The 13,190-nt window shown below is 34.6% G+C and carries 11 protein-coding genes; 2 read left to right on the top strand and 9 right to left on the bottom strand.

The features are described from left to right. Nucleotides 1-5: 5 nt before the first annotated feature. From PHV37_02300 to PHV37_02310, 3 genes are all read right to left on the bottom strand, one after another. Complete coding sequence (locus PHV37_02300) at nucleotides 6-962, bottom strand: hypothetical protein (GenBank protein MDD3236913.1); 957 nt, start codon at nucleotides 960-962, stop codon at nucleotides 6-8. Nucleotides 963-1,200: 238 nt separating this feature from the next. After that, nucleotides 1,201-2,778, bottom strand: coding sequence for a citramalate synthase (gene cimA / locus PHV37_02305; protein MDD3236914.1), 1,578 nt, complete (start codon nucleotides 2,776-2,778; stop codon nucleotides 1,201-1,203). Between the two features lie 65 nt (nucleotides 2,779-2,843). Next, the gene (locus PHV37_02310) at nucleotides 2,844-3,071 is read right to left on the bottom strand and encodes a hypothetical protein (GenBank protein ID MDD3236915.1); all 228 of its coding nucleotides are present in this window, start codon (nucleotides 3,069-3,071) and stop codon (nucleotides 2,844-2,846) included. Between the two features lie 268 nt (nucleotides 3,072-3,339). Here PHV37_02310 and ade point away from each other — a divergent pair, with 268 nt between their 5' ends. Then, nucleotides 3,340-5,052, top strand: coding sequence for an adenine deaminase (gene ade, locus PHV37_02315; protein ID MDD3236916.1), 1,713 nt, complete (start codon nucleotides 3,340-3,342; stop codon nucleotides 5,050-5,052). Between the two features lie 69 nt (nucleotides 5,053-5,121). On the opposite strand, the gene PHV37_02320 is transcribed toward ade, so the two are convergent. Genes PHV37_02320 through PHV37_02330 form a run of 3 tightly spaced genes read right to left on the bottom strand, consistent with a single transcriptional unit; the run spans nucleotide 5,122 to nucleotide 7,607 of the window. After that, nucleotides 5,122-5,409 carry a hypothetical protein gene (locus tag PHV37_02320; GenBank protein MDD3236917.1) on the bottom strand — a complete coding sequence of 96 codons (288 nt, stop codon included), beginning with the start codon at nucleotides 5,407-5,409 and terminating at the stop codon, nucleotides 5,122-5,124. Between the two features lie 54 nt (nucleotides 5,410-5,463). Next, nucleotides 5,464-6,276 (bottom strand): alpha/beta hydrolase, encoded by an 813-nt coding sequence (locus PHV37_02325; GenBank protein MDD3236918.1) that lies wholly within the window; start codon nucleotides 6,274-6,276, stop codon nucleotides 5,464-5,466. Then, nucleotides 6,273-7,607 carry an MATE family efflux transporter gene (locus tag PHV37_02330; GenBank protein MDD3236919.1) on the bottom strand — a complete coding sequence of 445 codons (1,335 nt, stop codon included), beginning with the start codon at nucleotides 7,605-7,607 and terminating at the stop codon, nucleotides 6,273-6,275. The genes PHV37_02325 and PHV37_02330 overlap by 4 nt, the downstream gene beginning before the upstream one ends. Nucleotides 7,608-7,733: 126 nt before the next feature. Between PHV37_02330 and PHV37_02335 the strand changes: the two genes are divergently transcribed. Beyond that, a complete protein-coding gene (locus tag PHV37_02335; GenBank protein MDD3236920.1) occupies nucleotides 7,734-8,921 on the top strand; it encodes a GGDEF domain-containing protein in 1,188 nt (395 codons plus the stop codon). A gap of 36 nt (nucleotides 8,922-8,957) precedes the next feature. On the opposite strand, the gene PHV37_02340 is transcribed toward PHV37_02335, so the two are convergent. From PHV37_02340 to prfB, 3 genes are all read right to left on the bottom strand, one after another. Next, nucleotides 8,958-10,841 carry a CHAP domain-containing protein gene (locus PHV37_02340; GenBank protein ID MDD3236921.1) on the bottom strand — a complete coding sequence of 628 codons (1,884 nt, stop codon included), beginning with the start codon at nucleotides 10,839-10,841 and terminating at the stop codon, nucleotides 8,958-8,960. A 113-nt stretch (nucleotides 10,842-10,954) separates the two neighbouring features. Then, on the bottom strand, nucleotides 10,955-11,956 hold the full coding sequence (locus PHV37_02345) for a CHAP domain-containing protein (GenBank protein ID MDD3236922.1): 1,002 nt from the start codon (nucleotides 11,954-11,956) through the stop codon (nucleotides 10,955-10,957). 127 nt (nucleotides 11,957-12,083) lie between these two features. Beyond that, nucleotides 12,084-13,185 (bottom strand): peptide chain release factor 2 gene (prfB, locus tag PHV37_02350; protein MDD3236923.1). Its coding sequence is split into 2 segments (ribosomal slippage): nucleotides 12,084-13,115 and nucleotides 13,117-13,185, totalling 1,101 coding nucleotides; the frame shifts between segments, so codons are not numbered across the junction. Nucleotides 13,186-13,190: the final 5 nt, after the last annotated feature.

A 13,190-nucleotide genomic window follows, 5' to 3' on the forward strand; every position in this document is an offset into this window, starting at 1 on the left:
AAGAATTATGCGAATGTTTTGAATGTTGATTCTACGTTCTTTTCGATAACTTTAGAAACTGCTTCAAGTTCTGTTTGAAGAGCACTTTGTTCTGTATCTAATTGTTTTAATCTTAATTCAAGAGTTTTATCTTGTTGTTGGATGTTTTCAGTTTTAGCGTTGATATCAGAAATTTCTTTGTCGTATTGGTTTTTTGCAGTTGTGTATTGAGTCATTGCTCTAGCATATGCTTGATCATCCATTTCTCTTGTTGATGTTGTTGTGCAGTTTGTTTTTTTGCCGTCTTCGTCAGTGATTACAACGTTGTAGTAGTTGCCATCTTCGTCTTTATACATACTTACATTTTCGAATTGTTTGTATTTTGTGACGGATTGGTTAACGTTATAGTAATCGCTTACATTATTGATAGTTTCGCCTTCTTTATTATTTAATTGGTCTTCTGAAATGTAGTTTGTAACACCTTCTGAATTGACGTAAGAATAGAACATTGTGTTTTCATCTAACCATTCTTGTTTTTCATGATTATCATTCCAGTTTTGAACCATTGTCGGGTTCTTTTTTGAAGCGTACAAGTCATAAGTTGAACCGCCTATTGAGATAGAACCATTGTTAGCGTTTGCAGGCAATGAATCAAGATATAATTGTGAAATTTGCTTATAAGTAGCCATAGCTGTTGTTTGATTGTATTTTGTGTTGATATTGTAAACGTTGTCAGTAGTAGTATTAGAGATGTTTACAATAGTATAGTTATCGCCATCATAGTCGAATTTATAAGTGTCTTTGTAGTAATTATATGAATCAGGAGGTGTCGGAACTTGTAGTTCTAACATTCTATTGAATAAGCCTGAACTTTCGTTAGCCAATGCTGTACGTTGTTGGTTAACTTGTTGTCCTTCATATTCTGTGTTGGTTTTTCTTGCTGTTAAACCTAAGAATCTAGCTTGTGATGCTGCCATTCCCATAGTGGCTGTTCTCCATTTTGTTGTTGTTACTTATTATGTTATTCGACCTAATTGCTCGTAAACTTTAGCGGTTAAGCCTATTTCGTTACGAATTGTTACATAAATTATAACTTATCAACAAAAATATTTATACATCCTAAAAATGTATTTTTGCACCTACTTTCGACCTCAATTTTTTATTAATGATTTTTTTGTTTAGGTCAATATTAAAAATTAGTTTTTAAAAATTTTACAAAACTTAATTGTTGCTGCTCAAAATTAATCCATATTGCAAACTGTCGACAATTGCCATATATGAAGCTTCGATGATATTTTCACTAACTCCAACTGTATCCCACTTGTTGTATCCGTCAGTTGTCTCAATGTTTACTCTTACTTGAGCTGCTGTGCCATCAGTGCTGTCTAAAATTCTTACTTTGAAATCTTTCAATCTGAAATTATTTACAGTAGGGTAAATAGGTGCCAATGCTTTTCTCAACGCTTTGTCGAGGGCGTTTACAGGACCTTCGCCTTCTGATACCGTGTGGAAAATTTCATTTTTTATTTTTAATTTTACAGAAGCTTCGGTGATAATAGATTCTTTGATGTTGTCAACAGAGTTGTCGCCGATTACTCTAAATCCTAAAATATCAAAATATGTTGGCATCTTTTCAAGTATTTTCATAATTAAAAGCTCGAAAGAAGCTTCTGCTCCTTCGTAGGCAAAGCCTTTCCATTCAAGTCTTTTTATTTTGTCTATGATTTTAGGAATGTCTTTTTCGTTCAAGTTTTTGACTATTCTCAAATTGTCAATTTTTTCTTTGATTGAAGCCGCACCAGCCTGGTCACTTATCAATATTTTTCTTGTATTTCCTACAGAATCAGGGCTTATGTGTTCGTATGTTTGAGAGTTTTTGCGGACGCCACTAGCGTGTACTCCTGCTTTATGTGTAAATGCACTATTCCCTACAAACGGAGCATTTACTGGGGTTGAAAAGTTGCTGATTTCTGCAATTGATTTTGAAACATAAACGAGTTTTTTTATATTTTCGCCGATAGCATTATAGTCTTTTTTTAGTTGTATATTCGGGATAATAGAGCATAGATTAGCATTTCCGCATCTTTCGCCATATCCGTTTATTGTGCCTTGAATTTGAATAGCCCCGGCATCTGCTGCTGCTATTGAGTTCGCAACTGCCATATCTCCATCGTTGTGTGCATGAATGCCAAAGTGCGTTTCAGGCATTATATTTACTATTTCTTTTGTTATTTTGTATATTTCACCATGAGTGCAGCCACCGTTTGTGTCGCAAAGTATGATTCTTTCAGCACCTGCTTCTTTAGCTGTTTTTATTGCTTTAACAGCATATTCACTGTTGTTTTTATATCCATCGAAAAAATGTTCTGCGTCAAAAAAAACATTTTTCCCTTGTCCTTTTAGAAAAAGAATGCTGTCGTGAATCATATCGAGATTTTCGCTTAAAGTTGTTCCTAAGGCGTGTTCTACGTGAAAGTCCCAAGTTTTACCGAAAATTGTAATAATATCTGTATCAGCTTCTAAAAGTTTTTTTAATACAGAGTCTTCTTTAGCGTCGCTATTTGGTTTTCGAGTGCAACCAAAAGCTGTAATTTTTGCATTTTTAAGTTTAAGGTCTTTTAATTCATTAAAAACCTCAATATCTTTTGGGTTTGCACCGGGCCATCCTGCTTCAATATAAGTTACGCCAAGTTCATCAAGCAATTTTATGATTTTGATTTTGTCTGAAGCTGAAAAATTTATACCCTCTGATTGGGCACCATCTCTAAGTGTTGTGTCGTAAATTTCAATGTGTTTCAATGTCGGCTTTTCCCGTTTTTTATACACGTTAATTGTAGCTAAAAACGCAAATACTGTCCAGTATTTTAAGCTTTTCCGTTATTTCCGTTAATAAATTTACTTATGCTTTGTTTTAGTTGTGCGAGTTTCAAATTCATTTGATTTTTAAGGTTTTCTGCTCTTATTCTTTCTGCAATAATGTCAAATTCCATATCGTGAAGTTGGTTATATCTGACAGTGCTTGGGATAAAATCTCTTGCGTTACCTTTTTTTTCTAAATTATTTATTTGAAATCTAATAGGAGATACTCTCATAGTTCTCTAAATGTCCTTTTGCTAGTGTTATTAATTTTAATGTCTCGTTGGGGTATTCATTATACGTAAAAAACAAACAAAAATAAATTGTATATTGTGATATTTTTCTCGGTTCCTGCTAAACCCTTTGATATAAAGCATTAAACTTCATTTTAATTTATTTTTACAAAACTTAATATTTGGCATTTCTTACCCCATTCTTCATATATAACCATTTTCATGTTATTATATTTAGTCAATACTATTGTTAATGAATTAAGGAATTGTTATGCAAATTGAAGATGTTATTAAAGTTGCTAAAGGCGACACTAAAGCTGATTTGGTAATCAAAAACGCTAAATTGGTTAATGTACTTTCGGAGGAAATCCATAATACAGATATCGCTATTGTTGACGGCGTCGTCGCTGGTATCGGCGAAGGTTATGAAGGTGTTCAAGAAATTGATGTTAGAGGGGCTTATGTTTCTCCTTCTTTTATTGACGGACATGTCCATATTGAAAGCTCAATGTTGTTGCCTTCAGAATTTGCAAGAGCTGTCGTCCCTGCTGGTACTACTACTGTCGTTTCTGACCCCCATGAAATATCTAATGTATTCGGTTTGCACGGTATAAGTTTTATGAAAGAGGCTGTTTCGGGTATTCCTCTAAGTGTATTTGTCATGTTGCCCTCGTGCGTACCTGCTACAAATTCTGAAACTTCAGGTTTTGAGTTGAGTGCTTATGACCTCTCATTGTTAATTGACAGCCCTTGGGTTCTCGGTATTGCTGAAATGATGAATTTCCCCGGAGTTTTGTCTATGGATAAAAATGTTATGGCTAAGTTGGATTTAGGTAAGAAAAAAAATAAAAGGATTGACGGGCATGCACCACTGCTTTCAGGAAAAGATTTGTGTGCTTATGTTGCTGCCGGTATTAAATCTGACCATGAATGTACTAATCCGGCTGAAGCTATTGAAAAAATAAGAAAAGGTATGTATCTTCAAGTTAGAGAAGGGTCTGCGGCTAAAGATTTGGACGCATTAATCCCTATTCTTGAAAAAATTAACACCAGAAAATGCTTCTTTGTTACAGACGATAGACATCCTACAGAACTCTATGAACATATCAATTCTATGGTCCGAAGATGCGTAGCTGCGGGAATTTCCCCTGTTAAAGCTATTCAAATGGCTAGTTTGAACGCAGCAGAATATTTCGACATAAAAGACGTAGGTGCCATTGCTCCAGGCTATAAAGCGGATTTCGTCGTGTTAGAAGATTTGAAATCTTTTAAACCAAAAATGGTTTTCAAGGGCGGTATAATGGTTGCAAAAGAGGGCAAAATGATTGAACAAGCCCACAAGCCTGAATTGCCTACTTTAAGAGGTTCTGTAAACGTAAAATGGATTGAACCTGCTGATTTTAAAATCCCTGCTGAAGGCGACAAAGTCAGAGCTATTGAAGTCATTCCAAATCAGTTGGTTACAAAATCTGCGGTTGCAAAAATTAAGGTGGTTGATGATTACGCAGAAGCAAATTTGGATGACGATGTTTTAAAAATTGTTGTAATTGAAAGACATAGAGCAAGCGGAAATATCGGCAAAGGCTTTGTTAAAGGCTTTGGCTTGAAATCCGGTGCCATTGCTTCTACTGTGGCTCATGACTCTCATAATATGATTATTATCGGCACAAATGACGCAGATATGCATGCGGCTGGTGTTGAGTTGGTTAAATATCAGGGTGGAAAGGTTATTGTTAAAGACGGCGAAGTTATTTCTTCATTGCCTCTTCCGGTTGCTGGTTTGATGTCTGATGAAACTTTTGAGTTCGTTTTAGATAAATGCCATGAGCTCAAAGAATCGGCTAAAAAAATAGGTTGCAGTTTAGATGACCCCTTTATGTCTATGGCGTTTTTATCCTTGTCTGTAATTCCTGAATTAAAAATAACAGATAAGGGTGTTGTTGATGTTATGAAGTCAAAATTTGTTGATATATTTGATATTTAATTAAATTATTTGTTCATACTAAAAAGAGTTGCTTGTGGCAACTCTTTTTTATAATGAAAATTTTTACAACTATATTCTGTTGTGCCAAACTCCGCCGTTTCTGTCTACAACTGCGTCATAGCAAGACCAAAATCTGAAAACACCTGTTAAACCTAGTAAAGCGTGGGTTAAAATTTTGTCATCTTGTTGGGCATTTACAGCTTGCCCGATTCCTGGCCAGATGAGTAGAGATAAAGCACCTGCTCCTACACTTTTACCTGTGATTTTTCCGTCTTTTCCGTGGGTTCCGGCAAAAGCGGCAGTGGTTGTTGTTGAAATAATTGTTGCTAATAATAATACAGCTAATATCTTTTTCATATCTTTCTCCTTTTTTTCACTATCATACTGGCTTAAATATTTTTAGTCAAAATTTTATGATTTAAGCCATTGTGTGCAATTTTTTATAAATAATTTAGGGTCTTTTAGGTATAAATCTTCGGCGTGATTACCGTTTTTTATAATCCATATATCTTTAGGGTTATTGGCTTTATCATATAATATTTCTGAATGCCAAAGGTGAATTGTAGGGTCGTTTTCTCCTGCAATTATTAATATGGGAATAGGGGATATTCTATCTATTATTTTTAAAGGAGCTGTTTTATTTAACCAGATTTTTCCCGGTCGAATAGTGCACCATCTTTTAAATTCGAATTTTTGTAATGTCGGGATATATGCTTCTTTTCGCCACATTTCATTTTCTATTTTATCGAAACTTACAGGTGCTGAAACCAAAATTAATTTGTCTACATCTTTGTTGTGAGCGGTGTAGATTGCGGTAGTGGCTGCACCAAGCGAAAATCCTGCAATATAGACTTTTTTATATTTCGGTTTTGCATATTGGACAACCGTTTCTAAGTCTAACGGTTCTTTGCTCGTAAATGTAAAGGTTCCGCCACTTTTGCAATGCCCTCTGAAATCCATTGTTATGATATCAAAATATTTGCTGAAATCTTTAGACATATCAGCAAACGCTTTGGAGTCTTTGCTCATAAACCACCCAGGGGCGATTATTAAAACTTCATTGTGGTTCGTTTTGTAATGGTTTATTGCTATTTTTATGCCGTCTTCTGTTTTCAAGAAGGTTTCAATATCTGAATTTTGATTTTTTGATGCAGCACTGCATAATAAAACGGTTACCAAAACTATAAAAATAGATAAAACTGCTACAATTTTTCTTTTTATCATTTATATTCTGCCTTAATTTTTTTGAATTTCAATGCTACTATTATTGACTCAACAAGGCCGATGAGCGTTAGTGAAACTGCAAGTCCAATCCAAAAACCTTTTAAAGAATAGCAAAACGGATATGCAAGAATTATACCAAGCGGAAGACCTACAAGCCAATAACCTCCGAGCACGCATACAGATACTGTTTTGGTCATTTTTAGTCCTTTTAAAATTCCTCCGACAGTGACTTGAAATCCGTCTGATATTTGGAATAAGCCTGCAATTATTATGATAGGTGTTGCTATTTTTAAAATTTCAGTTGATTGAGTAAATATTTTTATGAAAAATGCAGGATAAGATATTAATGCAGCTGCACATAATCCCATAACTGTAATGCCCATAACTGTTCCTGCAATGGAATAATTTCTTATTTCAGGGTAATTTTTGGCTCCATTGCAAAATCCGACTTTTATGGAAATTGCGTTTGAAATTGCCAACGGCACCATAAATGTGCTTGATGTTATTGTTGTAATTATATTGTGTGTCGCAGCTAAAATACTTGCATCTCTGCCTACGAGTATTGTAATAAGATTAAATGCGAAGAATTCCAAAAGCAGTGCTAATCCTATTGGTGAGCCTATTCTTAAAAGTTTTTTTGCAAAATCAAGGTTTATATTTGTTTTGAAGTCAAAAAGTCTTCTGCAATATATAATCATTGCCAGTCCCATAAGGGTTCTTACTATGAAGGTCGACAGGGCAAGACCGACTTCGCCCATTGATGGTATTGGACCAATTCCGAAGACGAAAGCAAAATCCATAATTAAGTTTACGAAAACAGCCCCTATCAAAATCATATTAGGAAAATGCACTATTTCATGAGCTTGCAAAAATTCTTTTGTGCCTTGGTAAATATACATTCCAAAAAATGAAAAAGCACTTATAAACATATATTGTTTTATCATTGGTACAAGATTTGTTGCAAAGCCCATAATGTCTATAAATGGAATTATCGACAAAGTTATGAAGCAAAATAATGTTGCCAAAACAAGTGTATAAAACATGCTTGTTTGGAAAAACTTTTTAGTGAATTTTCTCGCCCCTCTATAGTTTGAAAGCATTATAGAGATGCTTGCCAAAAGTCCTATTCCCATAATGAAAATAGTGAAAATTATAGAATTAGCTATACTTATTGCTGCAAGTGTTTCAATGCTGTGCTTAGCCGCAACAAATACGTCTGTCGCACCTATTAGCATTAAGCCTAAATGCCCTACAGCAAGTGGTGCTGCAAGTTTTAGTAATTCTACTGTGTATTTCTTGTATTGTTCAACAAAATTTTTAAATATCTGCATTACAAAATGGTAGCACAACTGCATTTTAATTTCTGTTAATTTTCTTAACAACAAAAATACTATTCCGCAATTTATCTCCTTTATCACCATTGAAATTAATGTACTAACATGAATTTAGATAATAAAATGAACATATCTTCAGATTTTTCTATTAAAAAACCGTTTCAAGTAAAACAAAAATCTAATAATGGAATTAAGTCACCAACTTTAACACCTATTCAATATGATACTTTTCAAAAGTCTTCAAGTGTAGGTGCTAAAAATAATTACAAAGTTCCTTTTGGGCAAAATAGTGTAAAAGCTGTAGAATCTGCTATGCAAAATATATTAATTGCTTTTAACGAAAAATCAAAAGGGAATTTGATTGATGATTTGAATACCGTATTTAATATTGCAAAAACCGACCACCTTACAGGTTTGAAAAATAAGAGAACTTTGCTCTCTGACATTCAAAAACATATCTCAGAATTAAAGAAAAACGGTAGTCATTTGACTGTTGCGATGTTTGATATGGATAATTTTAAGGGTGTTAATGATTTATTAGGATATGATACCGGTGATTTGTTCATAAAGACTATTGGCTCTGAAGTTAATAATGTTTTTGCTCCAATGGGGAAAAATGTTTATCGCTTTGGTGGTGAAGAATTTGTGGTATTAATGCCCAATACTTCTGTTGCTGAGGCTAAAAAAATGGCTTCTCAAGCACGAGATAATCTTATAAATAACAAACAACTCAAAAGTTTCGTAACTCCTTATATCAAAGAAGGTCATCACAAAATAGCTACCTATTCGGCTCAACAAGCACCTTTAACAAAGTTAAATAAATCCATGTCGGAGTTGGATTCCATTATTAGTTTGAAAAAATCATCTGCACACGATTCTTCATTCAATTCTCAAATCTCAACTTTTCTTGATGCAAAAATTGATGAGGCAACCTCTAATACTCAAAAATCATTAAGGCAAATAATGATAAAAGCCTTAAAAGAAGCTCCTTCTCAAGAAGATAAAAATATGCTTCACTCATATGTTCAAAAAATGAGAAATGGTGAAGATGTTCATTCTGTTGTTGATAAAAAATTGATGAACTATTTGAATTGTGCTTACAATAACGAAGCAAAAATCGGACAAATTGAAAAATGGCTTGCTAATTTGCAAAAAATTGTTGACGGAAAACCACAAGGGTTTACTATTACAGCAGGTGTTAAAAAGTTTGGCGGAAAAGATTTAGATACTACGCCGGTAGATATAATTGGAAAAACAGGACAAGTTTTGTCGCAAGGTAAAACAACCTTGAAAGGTCAAGTCTATTCATAACAAAAAGTCACCTTTGATAGATGACTTTTTTGAATTTTAATTAATTGAAACGTAACTGGTGATTTTTTCGTACCCTGAATCTCCAGGGTGGTAAGTTCTTTCAGCTACAGTGTTGCTTGTGTTACCTTCAATCGTATGGACAGCGGTGATATTTCCTGATGAATCACGTTCAACGCTGGTAACAAGCCCTGTATGAGATGCTCCGTTGTTCTTTTGTATCATAACTTGACCTGCCTCAACGTCATTTTTACCCACTGTTCTTCCGTTGTTTTTGCCCCACTCTTGCAAGCCTGAAACGGATGCAGAACCAAATCCTTCTGGCAATTTGTCACCGTAGGTTTCTTTTGCAACGTATGAAACGAAGTCTGCACACCAAGCTTCTGTACGTCCGTTTGTGAATAGTTTGTATGAACCGTTTGCTTCGTTGTAGCCCAAATATTTTTTTGCATTTTCAATCAATTCTTCTGATGAAGTTGTTGATTCTTTTTTTGTGATTTGGGTATTGATATCGTTGAGTGCGTCTTTTTTCTCATCAAGTTTTGTTTGACTCGTTTCTAAAGTTTCTTTTGCTTTGTCAAGGTCGCTTTGGGCTGTGTTTTTAGCCTCTTGAGCTTTGTCGTATTTTGCTTTTATGTCATTGAAATTTTTAATTGCAGTTTGTGTTAATGGATTAGTGCTGTTCAATGCCAAAGAAGTTGCACTTTTTTGTTTTTCGCTTAATAAGTTATTTTTTTCGGTTTCTATTGTTTTTTGAGTTTCTTTTAGCTTATCAAGTTCGCTTTTCAATGTTTCTTGTTTTTTAGTTAATTCGTCTCTTTTTTTAACAAGTTCCTCACGTTCTTGTTTTGCTTGAGCCAAAGCTGCTTGTTTTTGAGTTAGTTCAGCGGTTGCAGATTCTTTATCTGAACCTTCTTTTGAGTCTGATTTTTGAGAGTTTAATTTTGACACAGCAGATTCTAAGTCCGCGATTGATGAATCTTTGTCCGCAATGTCTGTTCTTGCTTTATCTAAGTTTGAATCATTTTCAGAAATTGCAGATTCTTTTTCAGAAATTGCTTTGTCGTTTTCAGTCTTCTTTTTATCATTTTCAGCTATTTCTTTGTCAGTTTTTGCAAATTCTTCTTTTTTTGTACTGTCAATTGTGTTGTCGGCTTCAACAGCTTTTGATAAAGCTGAATCCTTACCGTTCATTTGCTTTTCAATATCTTCATATTCTTTTTCTGCTGTTTCAAGAGCTTTTTGTTTAGTTTCAACGTCTGTTTTAGCTGTTTTAACCTCTGATTCTGCAGTTTTTATATCATTTTCAACAGTTGATTTTTCTGATTTTAATTCTTCAAGATTCATTCCTGAATACTTGTTGCCGTCAGTTGCATCAGAGCCTTCTGTTGAGCTGGCTCCAGAGGTGCCGTTGTTTCCGTAAACTTGATTTGCACTTGAACCAGATGGTGCACTGTATCCGCCGGAGGCAGGCATGTTGTAATAGTCATTACCTGTTGGTAATGTTGCGTTTAGTGCATCTTCAACATTTGGTGCTTCTATATTTAATGCGTCAAGTGCTTTTGAAATTACGTCGTGTAAAACAACTTTAAGTTCTTGTGTGGAAAATCCTTTTTTGTCTGAATCTAAGCCGGCAACTTTAGAAAGCTCATTGTCATCGAGTTTTCCGTCGTTGTTTGTATCTATCGCACTAAACACATCATCAGTGCCTATATCTTTAATATTTTGATAAAATATTGAGTCCGATGCTTTCTCGCTGCTTGATTTATCTACAAGCTTAGAAAATTCATCACTTGTCATTCCTGAAAAGATATTAATATCTACGTTAGATTTGTCAGTTGATGTCTTTTTAATGCTGTCGGTTGCATTTTGAATATCTTCCAGTGTTTGTAATTTTGTTAATTTTAGTTTATCCAATGACATAAATTTTAATCCTCACTTTTATATATTAATAAAGTAAGGAACCTTGAAAATATTGACAAAATATATCTGTAATATATATTTTATTTACATTAGTTTACAAATGGGTTTAATGCTTATGCTATGCTTACGAAGCAAGTTATCTTGTTGAAGCCGGAACTTCCTCTTTGGTAAGTTCTTTCAGCTACAGTGTCGCTTGTGTTTCCTTCTATAGTGTGGATTGCAACTACGTTTCCTGATGAATCTCTGTCTACTTTTGTAACTAAGCCTGTGTGAGATGCCCCATTATTTTTTTGAATCATGACTTGACCTGCTTGAACGTTATTTACAGCTACGGTTTTGCCGTTTCTTTTACCCCAGTTCCATAGTTCTGAAACAGATGGAGAGCCAAATCCTGAAGGTAGGCTACCACCATACGTTTGTTTTGCGATATATGTTACAAAGTCTGCACACCAGTGTTCAACTCTGCCATTTGTAAATAGTTTGTATGAGCCGTTAGCTTCATTGTAGCCCAAGTATTTTCTTGCGTTAGCGATTAATGCAGCAGCTTTGCCGGTTGCAGAAGTGCTTGATGATACTGTTTGTCCACCTTGAGCTCCTGAAGATGAGTATGAGCCGTTTGATGTTGAGCTTGATTTTGCTGAATTTATAAATGAGCGAATTTCGTTCATTCCTTCTTCTAATTGTTTTGCGAATGATTTTTTCCCTGTGCTTTTTGTTGAGCTGCTTGAAGATGATTTTGCAGGTTTATATGAGTCAAGTGCTTTGCCGATTACATCGTGGAGTGCTATTTTTAGCTCTGTGCCGTTTAGAGAATCTGATTTTTTATCTTTTCCGCTATATTTAGAAATTTCTGATTGAGATAATTTTCCGTCATTGTTTGAGTCAAGGGCTGTAAAAACATTATCAGCTCCAACTGCTTTTATATTTTGGTAAAAAATTGATTGTGAATTTGAGCCTTTTGCGTTTTTCTTAACTAAGCTGTTAAATTTGCTTTTAGTTAATCCTGAGAAAATATCAGTATCGATTTCAGCATCTGTAGCTTTTAATGAATCAGATGCTTTGTTGATATCTTCAAGTGTTTTCAAATTCGTCAATGGAATTTTATTCAATGACATACTCTTCTTTTACCTCTTATAATTTCGTTATATGGCTCTCTTATATTAATAAAGGAAAGTGTGTCAAATATATTGATACAGTATATACTTTTATTTGCGTTTTAGTAACAAAAGTTTACAATAAATGTTATTTGCTAAATTGTTTTAGATATGAATCGATGAAAGGCTCTATTTCTCCGTTCATTACAGAGTCTACGTTACCTATTTCAAGGTTCGTTCTGTGGTCTTTGACCATTTTGTACGGATGGAATACGTATGAGCGAATTTGCGAGCCAAAGTTTATGTCGACATTTTCGCCTTTTAGTTTTGATAATTTTTGTTCGTGCTCAGCCTGCTTAATTGCAAGTAATTTTGAGGCAAGAATTTGCATTGCTGTTTCTTTGTTTTGAAGTTGTGAACGTTGTTGTTGACAGCGTACGACAATGCCAGTTGGTTTATGCAAAATTCTTACGGCAGTTTCGACTTTGTTGACATTTTGACCGCCGGCACCACCTGAACGCATTGTGTCTACGACCAAATCTTCTTGGGGAATTTCTATTTTTTTGCTGAAATCTTCTATTACCGGGCTGACTTCGAGGCTTGCAAAGCTTGTTTGCCTTTTTCCATTTGCGTTAAAAGGCGATATCCTGACAAGACGGTGGACTCCTCTTTCTGCTTTTGCCAAGCCGAAAGCGTATTTGCCGCAAATTTTTATAGTAACTGATTTTAAGCCTGCTTCTTCTCCATCGGAGCGTTCTATGAGCTCGATTTTCCAGTTGCGAGATTCTGCCCATCTTGTGTACATTCTGAGTAGCATTTGAGCCCAATCTTGAGCGTCTGTGCCGCCTGCTCCTGCGTTGATTGATATGATAGCGTCAGATTTGTCGTATTCTCCGCCAAGCGTTTTTTCAATTTCCCATTTTTCAAGTTCTTTGTTGAGAATTTTTATTCTTTTTTCAGCTTCTTCAAGAGGCTCATTATCGTGAGTTTCTTCAAAAAGTTCAAACATAACTTCAATATCACTCAATATGGTTTCCCAATTTTCAATTTGAGTAATAGTATCTTTATTTTCTTTTAGTTCTTGTGAAATTTTAGTAGAGGCATCTGTATCGTTCCAAATTTCAGGATTTTGGAGTTTTCTTTCAAGTTCTACGACATTTTTTTCTGTTAAAGGAAGGTCAAAGATACTCCTTTGCTTTTTCAAGCATAGTTTTCGTTGTGTTATAGAATTGTTTTAGCTCAAGTGGTATCAATT

The organism is Candidatus Gastranaerophilales bacterium (genome assembly GCA_028693235.1).
Classification (GTDB): Bacteria; Cyanobacteriota; Vampirovibrionia; order Gastranaerophilales; family Gastranaerophilaceae; genus JAQUVW01.